Raw genomic sequence first — 21,011 nt, forward strand, 5'->3', positions numbered from 1 at the left:
GAAGCGACCCCCGACAGTTCCGTCGGGGCGGGTTCAGCGCAGCGCGTCGGCCGCCGCGGCCGCGGCGCTCGCGCGGGCCGCCGGGTCGAGCCCGATCCGGGTGCGCCGGTCGAGCAGGTCGGCCGCATCGAGCGCCCCCTCGTGCGCCACCGCGAACCGCAGCTCGGCCGCCGTCACCTCGGTGAGCGGCGAGATCGGCGCGTCGAGCTCGGCGTCGCCGGCGAGCACGTCCGTCGCCTCGGTGCCGTAGCGGCGGACGAGACGCGGGGGCGCGGCCACCCGGTCGAGCTCAGCCGGGGCGGCGGCCCCGACGAGCGGCAGGCGCCGGGTGCGGCACGGTCCGGCCGGCACGCCGCGAGCGGCCAGCGCGGCGTCGAGCGCGTCCTGCGCCATGCGGCGGTAGGTCGTGAGCTTGCCGCCGACGATCGTGACGAGCCCGTCGGGCGCGGTGATCACCTGGTGCCGGCGCGAGATGTCGGCCGTGCTGCCCTCGGCGGTGTCGAGCAGCGGCCGCAGGCCGGAGTACGTGCCGACGACGTCATCGCGGGTCAGTGGTGTGGCCAGCGCGAGGTTGATCGTCGCCAGCAGGAAGTCGATCTCGGCGTCGTCGGCGAGCGGGACGTCGGGGATCGGACCGGGGGCGTCCTCGTCGGTGAGCCCGACGTACACGCGGTCGTCCGGCGCGGGCAGCGCGAAGACGTAGCGCCCGAAGTGGCCCGGCACCGGCACCATCAGCCCGGAGCTCAGCCCGCCGAAGGCGCGCTGCGGGACGACGAGGTGCGTGCCGCGACTCGGTCGCAGCGACAGGTCCGGTGCGATCTCGCCGGCCCACACGCCGGTCGCGTTGATGACGACCCGAGCATCGAGCGTGAGCGCGCGCCTGGTGAGCGTGTCGGTCAGCGTCGCACCCTGGCCGGTGGCGTCCGAGACCGCGACCCGGGTGAGGATGCGGGCGCCGAGACCGGCCGCAGTGCGGGCCAGCGCGACGACGAGCCGGGCGTCGTCGGTCAGCTGGCCGTCCCAGCCGACGAGCCCGCCGCGCAGCCCGTCGACCCGGACGGTCGGCGCGTAACGCACGACCTCGGCGGCGGAGATGCGGCCCGATCGGGGCAGCGTCCGCGACGACGTGCGGGTCAGCGCGCGCAGCGCGTCGCCCGCGGCGAAGCCGGCCCGGGTGAGCGCCGCGCTGGACGCGCTGATCGACGGGTGCAGCGGCACCACCTGCGGGAAGGCGTGCACGAGGTGCGGGGCGGTCGCGGTGATGAGGATGCCGCGCTCGACCGCGCTCTCGTGCGCGATGCCGACCTGCCCGGTGGCGAGGTAGCGCAGCCCGCCGTGCACCAGCTTCGAGCTCCAGCGACTCGTCCCGAACGCGAGGTCGTGCTTCTCGGCGAGGACGACGCTCAGCCCGCGCGCGGCGGCGTCGAGCGCGACGCCGGTACCGGTCACTCCCCCGCCGATCACGAGGACGTCGACCCGCGGGGCGGCGGCGAGCTCGTCGAGTTCGCGGGAGCGGCGGGCGGCGTTCAGCGAGGTGCTCATGCGGCGAGATACCTGTCGATCAGCTCGGACAGCTCGGCGTCCAGAGCGCGGTAACGGTTGGGGGCGACGAAGACGGGCCCGGTCAGGGTGAACGACCAGGCGGTGAGCAGGACGGCGCGGGCGAGCATTCCGGGCGCACCGGCCCGGATCGATCCGTCGGCCTGCCCGAGCCGGATGCCGCCCTCGACCAGGGCCAGCTGCCGGTCGGAACTCGTGCCCCGGCGTTGCAGCAGGTACGGGACGAGGAACTCGGGGTCGACGTCGACGATCTTGCGCAGCAGCGGGTGGGTGCGCAGCCGCCCGACGGCCGCGACGACGGTCTCGACGACGAGCGACCGCCCGGACGCGTCCGGTTCGCCCCCGGGCGTCACCACTGCGGCGAATTCGCGGGTGACCAGGTCGGCCAGCAGGGCTTGCACGTTGGGCCAACGGCGGTAGAGAGTCGGCCGCGAGACGCCGGCCTGGCGGGCGACGTCGGCCATGTTGAGGCGCCGCATCCCGACCGCGAGCAGCTGCTCGTAGGCCGCGTCGAGGATGCGGTCCTCGGGGATCGCGTTGGCCGCGGTCGCCTCGCCGGCCGGTTTGCGACGCTGTGACACCACGTGTCAAAGTGTAACAGCACTCGAAGGAGATCTCATGAGCGAATACGACCTGCCGTCCGCCGCACGTCACCCCTACCTCTGGGGCGACACCGCGACGGCCGAAGCCCTGCCCGAGGCCGTCGCCGGCGCGATGACCGCGCTCGGTGCGATGCCCGCGGCGGCGCCGGTCGCCGTCGCCGACGCGGTGGTGCCGCCGACGACGCTGCCGTCGGACGCTGCCGCGGCGTTGGAGCAGGCGTTGGGTGCGGAGCACATTCGCACCGACCACGACGTCCGGGTCGAGCACACTCGCGGCTTCTCCACCCCCGACCTGCTCCGCCTGCGCCGCGGCGACGCTTCCGACGCCCCCGACGCGGTGCTCTTCCCGGGCTCGCACGACGAGGTCGTCCGGGTGCTCGAGATCTGCTCCGAGCACCGCATCGCCGTCGTGCCCTACTCCGGCGGCACCTCGGTGGTCGGCGGGCTCACCCCCGTGCGCGACGGTTTCGCCGCCGTGGTCGCGCTCGACCTGCGCCACCTCGACCAGCTCGTGTCCCTCGACGACGTCTCGCGCACGGCGGTGCTGCAGACCGGCCTGCGCGGTGTCCGCGCCGAGGAGCTCCTCGGCGCGCAGGGCTACACGCTCGGGCACTTCCCACAGTCCTACGAGATGGCCACGATCGGCGGCTACGCCGCGGCCCGCTCGGCCGGGCAGTCGTCGGCCGGCTACGGCCGCTTCGACGAGATGGTGGTCGGGCTGACCGTTGCGACGCCCACCGGCACGCTCGCCCTCGGCACCGCCCCGATGTCGGCCGCGGGTCCGGATCTGCGCCAGCTGATCCTCGGTTCCGAAGGCGCGTTCGGCGTCATCACGTCGGTGACGGCGCGGGTGCACCGGGCGCCGGCCGTCCGCGTCTTCGAGGGCTGGCGGTTCCCCTCGTTCAGCGACGGCGCCGCCGCCCTTCGCCTGCTGGCCCAGGACGGCCCGATGCCGACCGTGTTGCGGCTTTCCGACGAGGTCGAGACCGCGGTCAACCTGGCCGACCCGAGTGCGGCGATGAGCGGCAATTCCGGCGGCTGCCTCGTCATCACCGGCTACGAGGGTGCAACCGACGCCGTCGCGACGATGCGGGCCGGCGTCACCGCGCGGTTGCTCGCACGCGGCGCCGAGTCCCTCGGCGAGGAGCCGGGCGAGAAGTGGCGCCGCGGTCGCTTCCGCGGGCCCTACCTGCGCGATCCGCTGCTCGCCGCCGGCGCGCTGGTCGAGACGCTCGAGACGGTCACCTTCTGGTCGAACATCGAGCCGCTGAAGGCCGCGATCACCGAGGCGATCCAGGGGGCGCTCACCGAGCTCGGCGTGCCCAGCCTCGTGCTCTGCCACGTCAGTCACGTGTACGAGACCGGCGCCTCGCTCTACTTCACCATCGTCACCAAGCAGCTCGACGACCCGCTCGCCCAATGGGCCCACGCCAAGGCCGCGGCCAACGCCGCGATCGGCCGGTGCGGCGCGGCGATCTCGCACCACCACGGCGTGGGGACGGACCACCGCGAGGCCTTCGCCCACGAGGTCGGTCCGCTCGCGATCGGCGTGCTGCACGCGGTCAAGGCGACCCTCGACCCGGCCGGCATCCTCAACCCCGGCGTCCTGATCGGCTGACCGGCGATGCCCACCTACACCGCGCTCGTCAACCCCATCTCCGGCGGCGGCCACGCGCTGTCGATCTGGACGCCCATAGCGCAATCCCTTGCCGCGCAGGGCATCCGGGTCACCGTCGAGACCACGCGCAGCGCCGCGCACGCCGTCGAGGCCGCGGCCACCGCCGCAGCGAGGGGCGACACCGTGATCGCCGTCGGCGGCGACGGCCTGGCCCGCGACGTAGCGAACGGTGTCACCGGGACGGGCGCGGCGATGGCGATCGTCCCGGCCGGCCGCGGCAACGACTTCGCCCGCAAGCTGGCGCTGCCCACCGACCCGGCCGGCCTCACCGCGATGCTCGCCACCGGCGTCACGCGCACCATCGACGTGATCGAGGCCGCCGGCCAGACCGTGCTCGGCAATGTCTACGTCGGGCTCGACTCGGTCGCCAACGAGGCGATCAACAACAACCGCTGGCTGCCCGGTCTGCTCGTCTACCGCCTCGCGCCGGTGAGCGCGATGCTGCGGTGGAAGGCCCCGATCTTCACCCTCGACGTCGACGGTGCGTCGACGTCGGCCCGCCTGCACGGCGTCGTGATCGCCAACTCCGGCCGCTACGGCCACGGCCTCGACATCGTCCCGTCGGCCGAGCTGCACGACGGGCAGCTCGACGTTCTGACCATCGCCGACGGCCCCCGCCACAAGATCGTCAAGTTCATGTCGCAGGCCAAGACCGGCGCGCACGTGCACTCCGACGACGTCACGGTCACCCGCACCACGCAGATCACCGTGGCCGCCGACCGCGCCGTCCCGGTCTACGCCGACGGCGACCACCTCGGCCCGCTGCCGATGAGCGTCACGATCCGGGCGGCGGCGCTGGAGATCGTCGTCCCCTGACGGCCCGAGCGCCCTAACCTTGCGCCATGACTGCGGCGCCGCCCGAGATCCGTCTCGCCGAGCTGGTCGCCGCGCTGTCGCTCGCCACCGACCTCGGGCTCGGCCTCCCGCAGGAGCACGTGCTGCGCCAGACCGTGATCGCCACCCGGCTGGCCCGCTTCGCCGAGCTCGACGACGTCACCCAGGCGAACACGTTCTACGTCTCGCTGCTGGCCTGGGTCGGCTGCATCTCCGACTCCCACGAACTCAGTCACTGGTTCGGCGACGACCGCGGCATCCGCGCCGACAGCTACCAGCTCGACAAGGTCGGGCTGCCGATGATGCGGTTCATGCTCGGCCACGTCGGGGGCGACGCCGGGCCGCTGCGCCGAATCACGATGATCGGACGCTTCCTCGCCGGCGGGTTCCGCGACGCCGTCGACGGTTTCGTCGCCCACTGCCAGACGACCGGCGACATCGCCGACCGGCTCGGGCTCGACGGGGACGTGCGGCGCGCCCTCGGCCAGGCCTTCGAGCGGTGGGACGGCAAGGGCGTGCCGGGCGAGCTCCGCGGCACCGCCATCGCACCGGCGATGCGGGTCGTGCAGATCGCCGACGACAGCGAGGTGTTCGCCCGCACGGCCGGGACGGCGGCCGCGGTCGAGATGCTCACGGCCCGCGCCGGCACCGAGTTCGACCCCGAGCTCGTGCGGGTCTTCGTCGCGCACGCCGAGGAGATCCTGGGCGATCTCGACTCGATCGACGCCTGGGGCACGGTGGTCGACGGCTACGCCGCGCTGGGCCGGCGCATCCCCGACGACGAGCTGGACGACGTGCTCGCGGTCTTCGCCGACTACGCCGACCTGAAGTCGCCCTGGTACCTCGGCCATTCGCGGGCGGTGGCGGCGTTGGCCGCCGAGGCCGGGCGGTCGTGCGGCCTGCCCGCCGGTGACGTCGCGCTGGTGCGTCGGGCCGGGCTGGTCCACCGCCTCGGCGCGACCGGCGTCTCGACCTCGATCTGGAACAAGCCCACCGCGCTGTCCGAGGCCGAGTGGGAGCGGGTGCGGCAGGTGCCGTACCTGACCGAGCGCATCCTGGCCCGGCAGCCCCGGCTGCGCAGCGTCGGTGCCGTCGCCGCGATGGCCTTCGAGCGGATGGACGGTTCGGGCTACCCGCGCGGCCTGGCCGGGGCGGCGATCCCGCCGGCGGCCCGGCTGCTGGCGGCCGCCGTCGCCTACCAGCAGCTGGCCGAGGCCCGACCCGATCGCGCGGCGCTCGCCCCCGAACCGCGCAAGGCGGCGCTGCTCGAACAGGTGCGCACCGGCGCCCTCGCCGCCGACGCGGCGCAGGCCGTGCTCGCCGCCGCCGGACATCGCGTGCACCGCCGCCGGCCCCAGGTAGCCGGCTTGACGGCGCGCGAGGCCGAGGTGCTCGCCCTGCTCGTGCGCGGGCTGTCCAACAAGCAGATCGCCGCCCGGTTGACCATCACGCCACGCACCGTCGCGACCCACATCGAGCACGTCTTCGCCAAGATCGGGGTCTCGACCCGGGGTGCGGCGGCGATGTTCGCGCTGCGGCACGGGCTGGTCGACGTCTCCGAACCGGCATCGGCAATCCGACCGATGTGACGGCCCGCGCCGAGCCGTAGAAAGCTCGGCATGGAAACCATCGATCCCGTTCTGGAACGCACCTCGTGGCCGGTCGCCGGCCTCCTGCTCGACGCCCTCACCCGGCGCGACTTCGACGCGCTGCTCGACTGCCTCGACCCCGGCGTGCGGTTCCGCGCGCTCGTCCCGCCCGGCGCGTTCGAGCTCACCACCGCGACCGAGACGGTCGCCCGCTTCCGCCGCTGGTTCGACGGACCGGACGCCTTCGAGGTCGTCGACGCGTCGGTCGGCCGCATCGGGGCCAAGACCTACCTGCGCTGGCAACTCCGCCTGGAGCCGGCCGATGGGCCGGCCCGCATCGTCGAGCAGCACGCGTACACGACCGGCGCCGAGCGCATCGAGACCCTCGACCTGCTCTGCTCCGGCTTCCACCTCGAGACCGGAGCGGAGCGATGAACCGGGCGGCGATCAGCCTGGTCACCGGCCTCGAGGACGCCGAGAAGGTGACCGTCGCGTTCCTCGTCGCGGTCGGCGCCGTCGAGAGCGGACGCGACACGCTGATGTTCCTGACCAAGGAGGCCGTGCGCCTGGCCACCGACGGCTACGCCATCGCCACCGCCTGCGACGGCTGCCCATCGCTGCCGGACCTGCTGAAGCGCTACGACGCCGCGGGCGGCCGGTTCCTCGTCTGCCCGATCTGCTTCAACGCGCGCGCCCTCGACACCGGCGCGCTGGTCGACAACGCCAGCCTCGGCGGCACCGTGCAGCTGTGGGAGTGGATCGGCGACGAGCCGGTCACCACCTTCAGCTACTGACGTCCTCGCGGACGACGGCGACGCCTCCGGGCGGCAGTTCGGCCGGCCGTGCGCCGGTCAGCAGGTCGGTGCCCCGCACCGGGATCGGCACGGTCGCATCCGTGTGGTTGAGCAGGAACAACCACGCGGCGCGGCCGTCGGTGCGGCGCACCGCCTCGACGCCGCCGGACAGGCCCTCCACCGTCGGTTCGACGGCGGCGTCGGCCAGCACCCGTTCGAGCACCGGCGCGACGTCGTCCAGCGCGGTGCCGACGTACCAGGCCGCCCCGGCGCCCGCCGCGTTGCGCGTGATCGCCGGCGATCCGGCGACCGGGCCGTCGGCGTAGGCGGCCAGCACCTCGGCGCCGGTGCTCACACCGAGCTCGCTCCACACGCGGCCGCTACCGAGATCGGTGAGGGCGACACGACCGTTCTCGGGCAGGGGGAAGAACTCCTCGATGCGCACGCCGAGCAGTTCACGCAGGCCGCCCGGGTAGCCGCCGAGGCGCACATGGTCGTGCTCGTCGACGATCGCCGAGAAGTAGGTGACGAGCAGCGTGCCGCCGGCCTCGGTGAACTCGCGCAACGCCGCCAGGGTCGCGTCGACGCCGAGGTACTGCACCGGCACGATCACGAGCCGGTAGCCCGCGAGCGCGTCGCCCGGGCCCACCACGTCGGCGGTGATGTTGCGACGCCACAGCGCGCCGTGCCAGCGGCGCAGCTCGGCCACCGGGTCGACGTCGGCCGACGGGTGGGAGTCGAGCTCGGCGGCCCACCACGACGTCCAGTCGAACAGCAGGGCGACCTGGGGCGACTCGACCCGTGAGCCGGTGACCTCGGCCATCGCCCGCAGGTCGGCCCCGAAAGCGACCACCTCGCGCCATACCTTCGAGTCGGTGCCGGCGTGCGGCACGAGCCCGGAGTGGAACTTCTCGGCACCAGCCCGCGAGGCCCGCCACTGGAAGAACAGCGCGCCGTCGGCCCCGCGGGACAGGTGCTGCAGGGAGTTGCGCCGCAGCTGGCCGGGGGTCTTCGCCAGGTTGCGCGCCTGCCAGTTGACCGCCGAGGTCGAGTGCTCCATCAGCAGCCAAGGGTCACCCTGCGCCAGGGAACGCATCAGGTCGGCGCAGATCGCGAGATGCTCGGTCGGATCGGCGTCGGCGCCCAACAGGTAGTGGTCGTTGGAGACGAGGTCCTGCTCCGGGGCCCAGGCCCGGTAGTCGAGCGGCTTGAACAGGCCCATGAAGTTGGTCGTCAGCGGCTGCCCGGCCACGGCCCGGATCGCCGTGGCCTCGGCCCGGAAGCAGTCGAGGAGCTCGTCGGAGGAGAACCGCCAGAAGTCGAGCTGGTTGGTCGGGTTCGCGAAGCTGTTGTACGACACGGCGCGGGGCGGATCGAGCTGCGCCCATGCGGTGTAGCGCTGGCTCCAGAAGGCAGTGCCCCAGGCGGCATTGAGGTCGTCGAGCGTGCCGTAGCGCCGCTCGAGCCACTCGCGGTAGGCGGCCGCCGACACGTCGCAGAAGCAGTGCCAGTTGTGGCAGCCGTACTCGTTGTTGATGTGCCACATGACGACGGCAGGGTGGTCGGCGAAGCGGGCCGCGATCGTGCCGGCGAGGGCCGCTGCTGCCCGGCGGTACTCCGGCGCCGACGGGCAGTACGCCTGGCGGGCGCCGAACGAGCGCCGCACCCCGATGCGGTCGACCGGCAGCGTGTGCGGGTAGGTCGTGTGGAACCAGGGCGGGGGCGACGCGGTGCCGGTGGCGAGGTCGACCTTGATGCCACCCTCGTCGAGCAGCGCGATCACCCGCTCCAGCAGGCCGAGTTCGTAGCGTCCCTCCTCCGGTTCGAGCAGCGACCACGAGAAGATGCCGAGGCTCACGAGGTTGACGCCCGCCTCCTGCATCAGCGCGACGTCCTCGGCCCAGGTCTCCTCGGGCCACTGCTCCGGGTTGTAGTCGCCGCCGTACGCGAACCGTCCGCCCAATGCGTCCGTCACGCGGTACATGTCACTCATCGGCCACCCTCGCTGCGCTCGGTCCGGCTGCCGGAGGGCTTCTGTGCCCATGAATCGCTCCGCAGGCGTCGCTCACTCGAGCCGCTCCCTCAACTGTTCGGCCGCCGTCTCGGGTGCGATGTCGTTGATCCACACGGCCGCGCCGGACTCGGAGCCGGCCAGGTACTTCAGGCGGCCCTCGGCCCGGCGGATCGTGAACAGCTCCGCGGCCAGGTGCCACACCTCGCGCGACTGCCGCACCGGCGCCTGCTGCCAGTTCGCGATGTAGGGCGTCGGCGTGTCGAACAGCGAGTCGAAGGCCTGCAGCACCCCGACGTAGACGCCGGCGAGGTCCTTGCGCTCCGGCCCGTCCAGCGCGGGCAGGTCGGGCACGTGGCGGCGCGGCACGACCCGCACCTCGTAGGGCCAGCGCGCCGCGAACGGCACGTAGGCCACCCAGTGGTCGGACTCGATGACGACCCGCGAACCGTCGTCCACCTCGGCGGCGAGCAGCATGCACTGCAGGCACTCACCGGTCCGTTCGCGGTGCCGCTCGAACGCCTCGGCCGTGCGGTAGAAGCGCGGCGGCACGAACGGGTAGCCGTAGATCTGACCGTGGGGGTGGGTCAGCGTCACCCCGATCTCCTCGCCCCGGTTCTCGAAGCAGTAGACGTACTCGATCGAGTCCACCGCCGACAGCGCCTGGGTGCGGTCGACCCACGCGTCGATCACCGTCTCGACCTGGGGCAGCGGCAGGTCGGAGAACGACAGGTCGTGCGCGCTGCTGAAGCACACGACCTCGCAGCGGCCGGCCCCGGGCGCGGAGCGGAACGGCGGCACGTCGACCGTCGGCACCAGCTCGCTCGACTGCAGCGAGAACGAGGGGAAGCGGTTCTCGAAGACGACGACCTCGTAGTCGGACGCCGGGATCTCCGTATGCCGGCCGTCGCCGGACGGGTCGAGCGGGCACAGGTCGGCCGGCGGCTTGTACGTGCGCGACTGGCGGTGCCCCGCGACGACCGAGTAGTCGCGCAGCAGCGGGTTCCACCGGATCTGCGAACTCGTCTCGGCCGGCGGCAGGTCGACCCGTTCGTCGGGCGCGCTGCGGTCGCGGCCCGCCTCCTGGTCGTAGTAGTAGAGCTCCCGCCCGTCGGCGAGCCGGATCTCGCTGCGATGGCTCATCGACGCGTCAGCCCTTGCTCCCGCCGAGGGTGAGCCCGGCGACGAACTGGCGCTGCAGCGCGATGTACACCAGCAGCGTCGGGATGATGGTGATCGTCGCCCCGGCCGCGATGAGGTTGTAGTTGTCGAGGAACTCACCGCTGAGGTTGTTGATCGCCGTCGTCACCGGCAGGCGGTCGGGCGACTGGAGCAGCAGCAGCGGCCAGAAGTACTCGTTGTAGACCCAGATGACCTCGAGGGTCGCCAGGGCGGCCAGCGCCGGCCGGCACAGCGGCAGGACGATGCGCCAGTACGTCGTCCACACCCCGGCGCCGTCCATCAGCGCCGCCTCGGTGAGATCGCCCGGCAACGCCCGCATGTAGTTGCTCAGCACGAAGGTGCAGAACCCCAACTGGAACGCGACGACCACCGCGATGACGCCCCAGTAGGTGTTGAGCAGGCTGCCCGAGTCGCTGACCGAGTTCGGCAGGTGGAACAGCCGGTACATCTCGAACACCGGCGTGGCCAGCACTTGCGGCGGCAGCATGTTCCCCGCGGTGAAGACGATGAGCAGCGTGACGTTGAACTTCCAGCTGTACCGCGAGACCGCGAACGCCATCAGCGAGGCGAGGAACAGCGTGACCAGCACGGTCGGCACCACGATGATCAGCGAGTTGCTGAACGCCGTCGCGAAACCGCCCTGCCTCCACGCCGTCTGGTAGTTGTGCAGGCTGAGCTTGCCGGTGAAGCTGAAGTACCCGTGTGCGTTCGTGTCGGCGAACGGCCGCAGCGACGTGTAGACCGTCCACAGCAGCGGGATCAGCCACAGCACCGACATCGCGACCAGGAACAGGTGCGTGCCGTAGCGCTTCTTCGGTCGCAGGCCGGTCCCGGTGCGCCGGTCCAGGGGGCTCAGGTCCGCCGCCCGATCGATCGTGTCCGTCATCGCAGCGACCTCTCTCGCGGGCACATCATTTGTCCTTGCCGAACACGCGGCTGAGGTAGATGACGATCGGGATGAGCGAGACCACGAGCAGGATCACGGCCAGCGCCGATCCGACGCCGATCACCTGCCCCTCGCCGACCAGGTTCTGCACGATCAGGGCACTGATCAGTTCCAGCCCGTTGCGCCCACGGTTGAACACCCACACGATGTCGAAGGCGCGCAGCGACTCGATGACCGTGATGACGAGCACGACGATGTTGATCGGACGCATCGCCGGGAAGATGACGCGGAAGAACGTCTGCTTCTCGGTCGCACCGTCGATCGCTGCCGCCTCCTTGAGCGTCGGGTCGATGCCCCTGAGCCCGGCCAGGTACAGGATCATGATGTAGCCGACGTGTTTCCAGGTGGCGGCGATGAGCGCCGACCAGATGTTGATGTTGGAATCACCCAGCCAGTCGATCGCGCGACTCGTGCCGGCCGTGCCCATGACGTTGTCGATCAGCCCCGAGCTCGGCGAGTACATGAGCTCCCAGATGATGCCGACCAGGGCCAGCGACAGCATGACCGGCACGAAGAAGATCGTCTGGTAGATGCGGCTGAACCGGATGCGCTGGTCGAGCAGTACCGCGATCAGCAGGCCCAGCGGGGTGCCGATCACGCCGAGGAACACGAGCCACAGGATGTTGTGCCGGATCGCCGGCCAGAACTGCGGGTAGTCGTGCACGACGTAGCTGTAGTTGTGCAGGCCGTTGCTGCGGATGTCGGACAGCGCGAGGCCGTTCCATTTCGTGAACGACAGGCCGATGGACAGCAGCGTCGGCACCCAGATCAGGACGAGTTCGATCAGCGTCGGGATGGCGACCATGGCCGTGAGCACGAGCTTGTCCCGGCGGGTGAGGCGCTGCAGCCGGCGACGCTTGCCGTTCGCGGGTTGTGCCCGCGACTCGTCGCGCGTCGCCGGCTCGGCCGGCACGACGGTCATTGCGACGCGTACAGCGACTTGGCCTGGGACTCCACTCCGGACTGGTTGAAGGAGCCGTTCTTGAAGAACCCCTGCAGCGCCGGGATCATGACGTCGTTCGCGAAGGCGGGCAGCGCGTCCCGGTCGAGGAACTGCGAGATCTGCTTGGCGTTCGCGATCGTCTGCTGCGCCTTCTTCTGCAGCGTCGACAGGCTGCTGAAGTCGCCCTTCAGGTTCGTCGCCACGTTCGAGGTGTCGATCTTGGCGTAGGCGTTCTGTCCCTCGGGACTGCCGAGGTAGGCGAGCAGGGCCCGCGCCGCCTTGTTGTCGCCGCCCTTCTTGGACAGCATGAACCCGTCGATCGGCGCCTCGAGGGCGTCCTGACCGTTGGCCTCGGTCATCGTCGGGAACGGGAAGAAGTCGATGTCGTCCAGCGTCGCCTTGTCGGTGTACTGCTGGGTGACGAACGAGCCCAGCAGGTACATGCCGGCCTTCTTGGCGCCGACCTTCTGGGCCGATTCCTGCCAGGTCAGGCCGAGGGCCGCCGGGTCGTGGAACGGCAGGATCGACTTCCAGTTGTCGAAGACCGCCGACACCTTCGGCGAGGTCCAGCTCTCCTTGTGCGCCATGAGGTCGACGTGGAACTGGTAGCCGTTGATCCGCATGTTCAGGTAGTCGAAGGTGCCCATCGCGGGCCAGCCGTCCTTGTCGCCGAACGCGATCGGGATCAGGCCGTCCTTCTTCATCTGCGTGCACAGCGTCTTCAGCGCGTCGAAGGTCGTCGGGACCTGGTAGCCCTTCGCCTGCCACACGCTCTTGCGGTAGAAGATCGCCCACGGGTAGTTGTAGTTCGGGACGAAGTACTTCTTGCCGTCGTCGCCGGTCGAGGCCTTGACGATGCCCGGGCCGAAGTTGCTGGTGCCGAGCTGGTCCCAGATGTCGTCGAGCGGTGCGACCAGGCCCTTCTTCGCGTAGTACCGCATGCGGTAGCCGGCGAACCAGGTGAACGCGTCGTCGGGCGAGCCCTGCAGGTAGGAGTTGATCTGCTCCTGGAAGTCGTTGTGCGCCTTGGTGTTGACGGTGATCGTGTCCTTCGACTTCGCCTCGAAGGCGCTCACCATCGCCGCGATGGCCTTCTTCGGCACCGGGTCGGACGCCGACGACCCCATCGTGGCCGTCTTGGACGAGCTGCTGCTGCCGCTGCTTCCGCCGGTGCAGGCCGCGAGCAGGGCCGGCAGCGCGCCGGCGCCCAGGACGCCCGCGGCCAGGCCCTTCACCATCGTGCGGCGGCTGGGGGCGGTGGGCGGGGAGAAACGATCAAGATCTGACATCGGACGCCTCCACGTCATGGTCGCTCGGGCCGGGATGGGTCCGTGCGCGATGCGACAGAATCCACCAGGTTCCAACACCAAAGTCAACCCTTCTTGGCCATTTCGTTGTACGCCGTTTCCCGGGACAGCCCCCGCAAAACGCCGACTTCACGGCGACGTAGCGCCCGATTCGGGACAGATGACCACGCTCGACCCAGCCGCGCGGCCATGTGCGAGGTTGTTGAAATAGGGGCCGTAAGCCTTTAGCGTGTCGCTCCGTGATGCCTCTCCGGCCGGTCGCCGTCGGCCGCTCCTCCCGCCTCGTGCTCGTCCCGGCCGATCCGCTGCCGCGCATCGTCCATGTCGGGGCCGCGTCGTCGATCGCTCCCACCGAGCTGCTGGCCGCGATCGGCACCCACGGCGTGACCGACGGGCACGGCCCGACCGGTCGATCGATCCCGCTGCTGCCGGTGCCCGAGCTGGGTTGGCCGGGCCGGGCCGCGCTGCGCGGCCATCGGCTCGACGACTGCCGGACGGGCTGGACGTCGGCCTGGCGCACCGAGGCGATCACGGCCGGGAGCGACTCGCTGGCGGTGGAGGCGCGGGCCGACGGTCTGCGCCTGCGCACCGAGATCGAGGCGGCGCCGGGCGGCGCGCTGCGGCTGCGGCACACGCTGACCAACGACGCCGACACCGCCTTCGCGCTCGACCGTCTCGACGTCGTCGTGCCGCTGTCCGACACCGCCGCCGAGGTGCTCGACCTGACCGGGCGCTGGGGCCGCGAACGCGAGCCGCAGCGGCGTCCGATCGGCGACGGCGTATGGCTGCGGGAGAGCCGCGGCGGGCGCCCGGGGCACGACGCCGCGACGCAGCTGGTCGCGGGCACGACCGGCTTCGGCTTCGCCGCCGGCTCGGTGTGGGCCGCGCACGTGGCCTGGAGCGGCAACAGCGCGCTGTTCGCCGAGCGGCAGCCCAGTGGCCTGGTGACCCTGGGCGGCGGCGAGCTGCTGCTGCCGGGCGAGATCGTGCTCGGCCGGGGCGAGAGCTACGCGACCCCATGGCTGGTGTTCGCCGCATCGGACGAGGGGCTCGACGGCCTCGCCGCGCAACTGCACGGCTACGCCCGGGCGTTGCCGGCCCACCCCCCGCTGCCGCGGCCGGTCACCTGCAACGTGTGGGAGGCGGTCTACTTCGACCACGACCTCGCCCGCCTGCACGAGATCGCCGACCTCGCCGCCGCGGTCGGCGTCGAGCGGTTCGTCCTCGACGACGGGTGGTTCGGCGGTCGTCGCGACGACCGCGCCGGGCTCGGCGACTGGAGCGTCTCGCCCGACGTCTGGCCCGACGGCCTCGACCCGCTGATCGAGCACGTCACCGCCCGTGGGATGCACTTCGGATTGTGGTTCGAGCCCGAGATGATCAACCCGGATTCCGACCTGTACCGCGCGCATCCCGACTGGGTGCTCGGCGCGGCCGACCAGGCGCTGCAACGCAACCAGCTCGTCCTCGACCTGAGCCGGGCCGAGGTGCGCGACCACCTGTTCGACGCCATCGACGCGGTGCTGTCCGAGCACGACATCCGCTACGTGAAGTGGGATCACAACCGCGACCTCTACGACGCGAGCTCGGCCGCGCGCGGCGGGGCCGCCGCCGCGCACGCCCACACCGAGGGGTTCTACGAGCTGCTCGACCGACTCCGCGCCGCGCATCCCGCGGTCGAATGGGAGAGCTGCGCGTCGGGCGGCGGACGGGTCGACCTCGGCGTGCTCGAGCGGGTGCAGCGAGTGTGGACCTCGGACATGACCGATGCCCTGTCGCGGCAGGTGATCCAGCGTTGGACGGCGCAGCTGCTGCCGCCGGAGTACATCGGTGCGCACGTGAGCGCGCCGGTGAATCACCAGACCGGGCGCGCCCTCGACCTCGACCTGCGCGCCGCCACCGCGTTCTTCGGCGACTTCGGCATCGAGTGGGATCTCTCCTCGGCGACGCCCCCGGAGCGCGAGCAGCTCGCGCGCTGGATCGCGTCGTACCGCGCGCGGCGCTCGCTGCTGCACGCCGGCGTGGTCACGCGGGTGGACACCGTCGAGGCGGCGATCCTGCAGCACGCGGTGGTCGCGGTTGATGGGTCGGCCGCCGTTGCCGCCTACGTCCAGCTCGACGAGTTCGTCCGCGACCCGCTGCCGTTCCGGGTGCGCGGGCTCGACCCGGGCCGCCGCTACCGCGCGTCCGTGGTCGATCCGCTCGAGGCCGGGTCGTGGCGCGGTGAGGGCCTGGTGCTGTCCGGCGCCGCGCTCGCGGCGGTCGGGCTGCCGGCGCCGTCACGACGTCCGAGCAGCTCCTGGGTCGTCGACCTCCGCGCGGTCGACGGGGACGAGTTCTAGCGCGCCGACGGTGTCGCGCAGCAGGGCGACGGCGTCGGCCGGCAGGTCCTGGTCGGTGATCAGGACGTCGGCGGCGGACAGCGGGGCGAACGACGCCAGCCCGACCGAGCCCCACTTGGTCGAGTCGGCGCAGACGATCACCTGATCGGCCATCGCGATCAGGGCCCGGTTGGTCTGGGCCTCCGCCAGGTTCGGCGTGGTGAAACCGGCGGCGGCGTCCATGCCGTGCACGCCGAGGAACAGCTGGTCGACGTGCAGCATGCCCAGCGCCTGATCGGCCACCGGGCCGACGAGGGCGGCGCTCGGCGTGCGCACGCCACCGGTGAGGATCAGCGTCGCGTCGGAGCGCGGATCGGCCCCGCCGATCTGCTCGGCGACCGCCGTCGAGTTGGTGACGATGGTCAGCCCGGCGATGCCGGCGACGTGTTGCGCCAGCGCCCACGTTGTGGTGCCGGCCGACACCGCGATGGCCGAGCCCGGCCGGATCAGCCGCGCGGCCGCGTCGGCGATCGCGCTCTTGGCCGGCTGCTCGAGGCCCGACTTCGCCTCGAACCCGGGCTCGGACGACGCGGCCGCGTTCAGCACCGCACCGCCGTGCACCTTGTGCACCGAGCCCGACGCGGTGAGTTCCTCGAGGTCGCGTCGGATCGTCATGTCCGAGACGCCGAGCAGCGTGGTGAGGTCGGTGACCCGCGCGCCGCCGTGGCGCCGGATCTCGGTCAGGATGCGGGCCTGCCGCTGTTTGGCCAGCATCGGCGCGTCACTGGAGCGGGAAGACCTCATAACTCAACATTATCTACCACCCCGCCGGGCGCCGGGCTATCTCCGTTTCCGCTAAAGATCGTTTGCGGTTCGCCGATCAGGTAGCGCTGCGGCGGTCGTCGCGGGTGGCGTTCGGGCAGCGAGGGAGTTCAGGGGTGGGCAGGCGACTCGATGCGCTGACGTTCGGCCCGGCCCGGCGCGGGCACCGGATGCGCAAACGGCTGGCGGAACTCGACCGCGCCGACGCCCGCCTCCGCGCCGCCGGCATCGACCCGATCGACGAGTGGCTGCGGCAGCAGGATCCGCGGATGAACACCGGCCCGACGCGTCCGATCAAGGAGAGCAGCGGCGCCGGCCGCATCGTCCTGCTCCTGCTCGTCCTGCTGGTCGTCGGTTACGTCGCGGTGCACCACTTCCAGGCCGCTCCGGGGACGGCCGCTGCGACCGGCTTCGCGCGTCCGGACAACCTGCCGCCGGTCTCGTCCGAGGAGCAGCCGCAGCCCCTCGGCACGCCCCTGCCCGCCCCCGCGGGTGATGGTGGCTACGCGTTCGAGGCCACCCAGCCCGGCTCGTCCGCTCCTGCCGCGTGGGATCCCTGCCGCCCCATTCACTACGTCACCAACGGCGCCGCCCCCGCCGGCGAGGAAGGCGTCGTCGCCTCGGTGCTCGCCGAGCTGACCCGCATCACCGGCTTCCGGTTCGTCGACGACGGCCCGACCACCGAGGTCCCGCAGGCCACGAACCGCGCCGAGTACCAGCCCGCGCTCTACGGCACGCGCTGGGCGCCCGTCCTCGTCGCCTGGACCGACCCGACCCACGTTCCCCGCCTCACCGGCCCGGTCATCGGCCTCGGCGGCGCTGACTCAATCACCTTCGCCGGCTCGCCCCGCACCCTCGTGAGCGGCCTGGTCTATTTCGACGCCCCGCAGTTCCGCGCGAACCTGGCCGACCCGCGCGGCCGAGCCCGCCAACGCGCCGAGATGCGCGCCGTCGTCCGGCACGAGTTCGGCCACCTCCTCGGCCTCGCCCACGTCGGCGATCCGCGCGCGATCATGTACCCCGAGACGCACCTCAACGTCACCGACTACTCCCCCGCCGACCTGCGTGGTCTCCACGCCCTCTCCGTCGGCCCCTGCGCGCCCACGCTCTGAAGCCGTCTGTGGACAACCACGCCGGAGTGTCGGCCCATCGGTCTAGAACCGCAGGCATGACGACATTCCCAGCGATCATCGAAGAAGCCGAACGCCTCGTCCGCCGGCTCGCCGCCGACCTCACCCGCATCCGCGACGGCGAGTGCCTGTGCTGCTACGTGGCCCGACAGCTCGAGGAGTACCCGTGCGACAACACCCACCGCCATTCGCTCCGCTACCGCGACGCCGTGGCGCCTCGGGCAACCGCCCTGCTCGACCTTCTCGGCCGCATGGGGGCCTGCTGCTGCGACTGCGAGGTCCTTATGAACGCCTACGAGCCGCACCGGCGCTTCTGGACTCCGGAGCGTGAGGACGAGCCCGACGGCCTGGTCGAGATCATCGAATCCGACTGGCCTGAGGTGCTACCAACCTGCGCCGGCGTCCGCCGCGGAACGATCCATCCCTGCTCCAACTGGATTCGCCATCGCCGCTGGTGCGTTCGCCGCACGTACGTGCGGCCATAGGGCCAACTCGGCGTTCGCAGAGATCGAATCCACGTCCGGCCGCACGAACCTGCGGCCGGAGATCGGGACTGTCGGCGTGGTCAGGGCGTGCGGCTCAGGTCGTCGCGGCGGACGCGCTTCGGCTGCCACGGGCGCCGCACTCAGCAGGCGGGCGGCGCGCTTCGCCTCGTGCCGGCTGTTGCGGACGGCGTGCCGTTCACCTTGCACGTGTCGTCCCGGACCCACACATTCGCCTGCGGATGATTCTTCGCGTCGATCGTGAACACCCCGACCGGACCGATCACGACGTGGTCGATGTCGCTGTCCCGGTCACCGACCGGCAACGCATGCAGGACGTGTCAGTCAGGCCCGAGTTCCGCCAAGTCGAGCGACCTCCTCTACGCCGTCCGCCCGGGCATGAGCGGCAGTGATCAATTAGGGGCCTGACAGGACGGGCACCAGAACAGATTGCGGGCGGCCAGCTCGGCACTCGCGATCGGGGTCGAACAGATCCGGCACGGCAGGCCCGTCCGCCGGTAGACATAGTGCGCCTGGTGGCGCAAGACCCGGCCGGCCGCTCGATCCTCAGGACGTGTGGTCACGATGCGCCCCGCACTCACCCCGGCGCGCATGAGGACCACCAGGTCGTCCCACATCTCGTTCAGCAGACGTGACGGCACGTCGCGGCCCGCCCGCAGCGGATCGAGCCGGGCCCGGAACAGCACCTCGGCCCGGTAGACGTTGCCGACCCCCGCGAGCACAGATTGATCCATCAACAGCACACCGATGGGCGCGCGGCTCCGAGCGATCCGCTCCAGCGCCGGAGCCGGGTCGGTCTTCGGACGAAGCGGATCGGGGCCGAGTCGCGCCAGCAGGATCTCGACCTGGTCAGGCGTAACGAGTTCGCACGCCGTTGCGCCACGCAGGTCCGTCCACGCCTCGTCGTTGGCCAGCCGCAGCCGCAGCGCGCCCCGGGGCTCGGGTGGCTCGCCGCGCCCGGTGCTGAACTTCCCGTAGAGGCCGAGGTGGACGTGCAGGATCGCGCCGTCGCCGTAGTGGTGCAGCAGATGCTTGCCGTACGCCTCGGTGTGTACGAGACGTTGCCCGTCGAGCCGGGCGGCGCCCTCCACGAAACGTCCTTGAGGGCTGCTGGCCGCGACGATCGTGCCGCCGAACAGTCGCTGCTGGTCACGGGCGAGCCGGTGCAGCGTATGACCTTCAGGCACGGGATGGACGCTACGTCACTGCCGCCAAGGCTCGCTGATTATCCGAGAATTGGCTCGACGCTGATCTGTGGATAACCGGACCAGCGCGGGCTCGACGCTTAGCGTCGACTTGTGCTCACCAGTTTCCTCGTGGTCGACACTTACGTCCCTGCGGCCGACGACACCTTCAACCTTCGTCTCGACGCATGGTCCCTCGCCTTGGATCAACGGGCCTTCGGGCCGCGGAAGCTCCTTGTCGCTTTCGCGGACGCCGACGGCAGCTTCCGAGGCCTGGCATTCACCGACCGCACCGAACCGATCGAAGACGCGTTGGCCGCGTGCATCAGCTACCTCGGACGCGGAGCCGCCGCGGCGATCGCCTTCAACGACGAGCCAGTCGACAAGGACAAACCGCCAGGCACCTACTTTCACTTCTTCACGCGCATGCGGCAGCTCGCCGATCGCCGGGGGCTTCGCCTCATCGACTGGTTCGCATGCGACGACGATCTCTTCCGCAGCATGTCGCCAATGGCGGCAGGGAGTGAGGAATGGTGGTACGGAGGTGAATGATCGGGTTCAAAGGCTGCTGCACGAATGGATCAAGTTACGACCGCGCCGGTGGCACGTCTGTGTCGGTGGCCCCACGTAGGTTCCGCCAATGACACCGGAGAATGTCTGGGTTCGCGGCGAAACTGTCGCCAACCTGGTCACCGCAATGCAGGGGCTGGAGTTCGGCAAGCAGAACGCCGACGGGTTGGCGCCTGTCGGCGGCAACATCGGCGACTCGGCTATACGCGCGCTCACGCGTATCGACGCGGAGCTCCTCCTCGAGGATTCGGACGCGCTCAACAAATCACCACTGAGGCGGACGGACGGTCAGCGACGCGCCGGCGCGTTCGCTCAACTCGGTCGTGAAATCGCTTCGGCAATGAACCTTGAGTGACCCCCTCATAGTCAACCGTCTCGCCTGCGCGACCTCGAGCAGACGTTTGACTCTCCGGCATCGTCGGCAGCATCGCGTCCGACCGACAGCGCGGCGCCTTCGGTCGCCTGAGCGGCCTCACCTGCGGAACCTCTAGGCTCCGGCTATGCAGATTGATGTTCCCGGGTTCCTCCCAGCGCCAAAGGTCGATGCCACTGGCGAGCCGTACACGGGCCGACTGCGGCTGAGGAACGTGCAGTGGACCGACGAGTCTGACCTGTTCGGCACAGTGACGCTCACCCTTGAACAGGTTGCTGACGCGGCTGAAAGCCGGCTCCTGTGGACTGATCAGGCTGTTCAGCGGGGCCTTCAGCCAACTGCCGCGAAGAATACTCCGCGCGAACTCGCCTTATCGGACGGGTATCCAGATCCCGCTCGATACATCTTCGACGCCAAGAACGCTGACGCGCTCACCGAGAAGATACTACACAATGAGAAATTGTTCTTGAGCCCGCTAGTTTGGAATCTGCGACCGGGAACTTTTGAAGCCTACTGGGATGACGGAAGATCGCAACTCTTTATATATGCAGGGAAAATCTACTTACCGGATTCCCACCATCGACATCAAGCAATCCTGAAGGCCGCTCGCGCATATCGCGACCATCCTGCTGGTTACCCTGACTTCCGCCCGTCGAAGCAGT

General features: G+C 70.9%; 21 protein-coding genes. 11 read left to right on the top strand and 10 right to left on the bottom strand.

Translation table 11 applies throughout. The features are described from left to right. Window positions 1-33 precede the first annotated feature (33 nt). Window positions 34-1,542: a glycerol-3-phosphate dehydrogenase/oxidase gene (locus VGN18_RS02490; protein ID WP_327538049.1), complete on the bottom strand. Its 1,509-nt coding sequence runs from the start codon at window positions 1,540-1,542 to the stop codon at window positions 34-36. Then, window positions 1,539-2,144 carry a helix-turn-helix domain-containing protein gene (locus VGN18_RS02495; RefSeq protein ID WP_327538050.1) on the bottom strand — a complete coding sequence of 202 codons (606 nt, stop codon included), beginning with the start codon at window positions 2,142-2,144 and terminating at the stop codon, window positions 1,539-1,541. The genes VGN18_RS02490 and VGN18_RS02495 overlap by 4 nt, the downstream gene beginning before the upstream one ends. A gap of 34 nt (window positions 2,145-2,178) precedes the next feature. Between VGN18_RS02495 and VGN18_RS02500 the strand changes: the two genes are divergently transcribed. From VGN18_RS02500 to VGN18_RS02520, 5 genes are read left to right on the top strand one after another with little or no spacing between them, the layout of a single operon-like run. Then, window positions 2,179-3,780 carry an FAD-binding oxidoreductase gene (locus VGN18_RS02500; protein WP_327538051.1) on the top strand — a complete coding sequence of 534 codons (1,602 nt, stop codon included), beginning with the start codon at window positions 2,179-2,181 and terminating at the stop codon, window positions 3,778-3,780. A gap of 6 nt (window positions 3,781-3,786) precedes the next feature. Further along, window positions 3,787-4,656: a diacylglycerol/lipid kinase family protein gene (locus VGN18_RS02505; protein WP_327538052.1), complete on the top strand. Its 870-nt coding sequence runs from the start codon at window positions 3,787-3,789 to the stop codon at window positions 4,654-4,656. A gap of 26 nt (window positions 4,657-4,682) precedes the next feature. Then, window positions 4,683-6,263 (top strand): HD domain-containing phosphohydrolase, encoded by a 1,581-nt coding sequence (locus tag VGN18_RS02510; protein WP_327538053.1) that lies wholly within the window; start codon window positions 4,683-4,685, stop codon window positions 6,261-6,263. Between the two features lie 30 nt (window positions 6,264-6,293). Beyond that, window positions 6,294-6,698, top strand: coding sequence for a hypothetical protein (locus VGN18_RS02515; protein ID WP_327538054.1), 405 nt, complete (start codon window positions 6,294-6,296; stop codon window positions 6,696-6,698). Further along, window positions 6,695-7,057, top strand: a complete 363-nt coding sequence (locus VGN18_RS02520; RefSeq protein WP_327538055.1) for a DsrE family protein — start codon at window positions 6,695-6,697, stop codon at window positions 7,055-7,057. Before VGN18_RS02515 ends, VGN18_RS02520 begins: the two co-directional genes overlap by 4 nt. On the opposite strand, the gene VGN18_RS02525 is transcribed toward VGN18_RS02520, so the two are convergent. The 5 genes from VGN18_RS02525 to VGN18_RS02545 form a co-directional block, all read right to left on the bottom strand. Beyond that, on the bottom strand, window positions 7,047-9,041 hold the full coding sequence (locus VGN18_RS02525) for a beta-galactosidase (protein ID WP_349259813.1): 1,995 nt from the start codon (window positions 9,039-9,041) through the stop codon (window positions 7,047-7,049). The genes VGN18_RS02520 and VGN18_RS02525 overlap by 11 nt on opposite strands. An 81-nt stretch (window positions 9,042-9,122) precedes the next feature. Next, window positions 9,123-10,211: a galactose-1-phosphate uridylyltransferase gene (gene galT / locus VGN18_RS02530; protein ID WP_327538057.1), complete on the bottom strand. Its 1,089-nt coding sequence runs from the start codon at window positions 10,209-10,211 to the stop codon at window positions 9,123-9,125. A gap of 7 nt (window positions 10,212-10,218) precedes the next feature. Then, a complete protein-coding gene (locus VGN18_RS02535) occupies window positions 10,219-11,136 on the bottom strand; it encodes a carbohydrate ABC transporter permease (protein ID WP_327538058.1) in 918 nt (305 codons plus the stop codon). Window positions 11,137-11,161: 25 nt separating this feature from the next. Then, window positions 11,162-12,118 (bottom strand): sugar ABC transporter permease, encoded by a 957-nt coding sequence (locus VGN18_RS02540; protein ID WP_327538059.1) that lies wholly within the window; start codon window positions 12,116-12,118, stop codon window positions 11,162-11,164. Further along, entirely contained in the window at window positions 12,115-13,428 is a 1,314-nt protein-coding gene (locus VGN18_RS02545; RefSeq protein WP_327538060.1) for an ABC transporter substrate-binding protein, read from the bottom strand. Before VGN18_RS02545 ends, VGN18_RS02540 begins: the two co-directional genes overlap by 4 nt. A 260-nt stretch (window positions 13,429-13,688) precedes the next feature. Here VGN18_RS02545 and VGN18_RS02550 point away from each other — a divergent pair, with 260 nt between their 5' ends. Further along, window positions 13,689-15,788 (top strand): alpha-galactosidase, encoded by a 2,100-nt coding sequence (locus VGN18_RS02550; protein WP_327538068.1) that lies wholly within the window; start codon window positions 13,689-13,691, stop codon window positions 15,786-15,788. On the opposite strand, the gene VGN18_RS02555 is transcribed toward VGN18_RS02550, so the two are convergent. After that, a complete protein-coding gene (locus tag VGN18_RS02555; protein ID WP_327538061.1) occupies window positions 15,726-16,571 on the bottom strand; it encodes a DeoR/GlpR family DNA-binding transcription regulator in 846 nt (281 codons plus the stop codon). The two genes, VGN18_RS02550 and VGN18_RS02555, sit on opposite strands and share 63 nt — an antisense overlap. A 134-nt stretch (window positions 16,572-16,705) precedes the next feature. On the opposite strand from VGN18_RS02555, the gene VGN18_RS02560 reads away from it, so the two are divergent. Together VGN18_RS02560 and VGN18_RS02565 are read left to right on the top strand one after the other, a co-directional pair. Continuing rightward, a complete protein-coding gene (locus VGN18_RS02560; RefSeq protein WP_327538062.1) occupies window positions 16,706-17,701 on the top strand; it encodes a matrixin family metalloprotease in 996 nt (331 codons plus the stop codon). 56 nt (window positions 17,702-17,757) lie between these two features. After that, on the top strand, window positions 17,758-18,204 hold the full coding sequence (locus VGN18_RS02565; protein ID WP_327538063.1) for a DUF2695 domain-containing protein: 447 nt from the start codon (window positions 17,758-17,760) through the stop codon (window positions 18,202-18,204). 140 nt (window positions 18,205-18,344) lie between these two features. On the opposite strand, the gene VGN18_RS21055 is transcribed toward VGN18_RS02565, so the two are convergent. After that, window positions 18,345-18,488 (bottom strand): hypothetical protein, encoded by a 144-nt coding sequence (locus VGN18_RS21055; protein ID WP_349259814.1) that lies wholly within the window; start codon window positions 18,486-18,488, stop codon window positions 18,345-18,347. A 126-nt stretch (window positions 18,489-18,614) separates the two neighbouring features. Next, window positions 18,615-19,409 carry an Fpg/Nei family DNA glycosylase gene (locus VGN18_RS02570; protein ID WP_327538064.1) on the bottom strand — a complete coding sequence of 265 codons (795 nt, stop codon included), beginning with the start codon at window positions 19,407-19,409 and terminating at the stop codon, window positions 18,615-18,617. Between the two features lie 111 nt (window positions 19,410-19,520). Between VGN18_RS02570 and VGN18_RS02575 the strand changes: the two genes are divergently transcribed. The 3 genes from VGN18_RS02575 to VGN18_RS02585 all read left to right on the top strand — a co-directional run. Then, a complete protein-coding gene (locus VGN18_RS02575) occupies window positions 19,521-19,958 on the top strand; it encodes a hypothetical protein (RefSeq protein ID WP_327538065.1) in 438 nt (145 codons plus the stop codon). Between the two features lie 88 nt (window positions 19,959-20,046). Then, window positions 20,047-20,331, top strand: coding sequence for a hypothetical protein (locus VGN18_RS02580; protein ID WP_327538066.1), 285 nt, complete (start codon window positions 20,047-20,049; stop codon window positions 20,329-20,331). Between the two features lie 232 nt (window positions 20,332-20,563). Further along, the coding region (locus VGN18_RS02585; protein WP_327538067.1) for a hypothetical protein at window positions 20,564-21,011 on the top strand (448 nt) is incomplete at its 3' end.

It is taken from the genome of Jatrophihabitans sp. (genome assembly GCF_036000465.1).
Taxonomy (GTDB): domain Bacteria; phylum Actinomycetota; class Actinomycetes; order Mycobacteriales; family Jatrophihabitantaceae; genus Jatrophihabitans.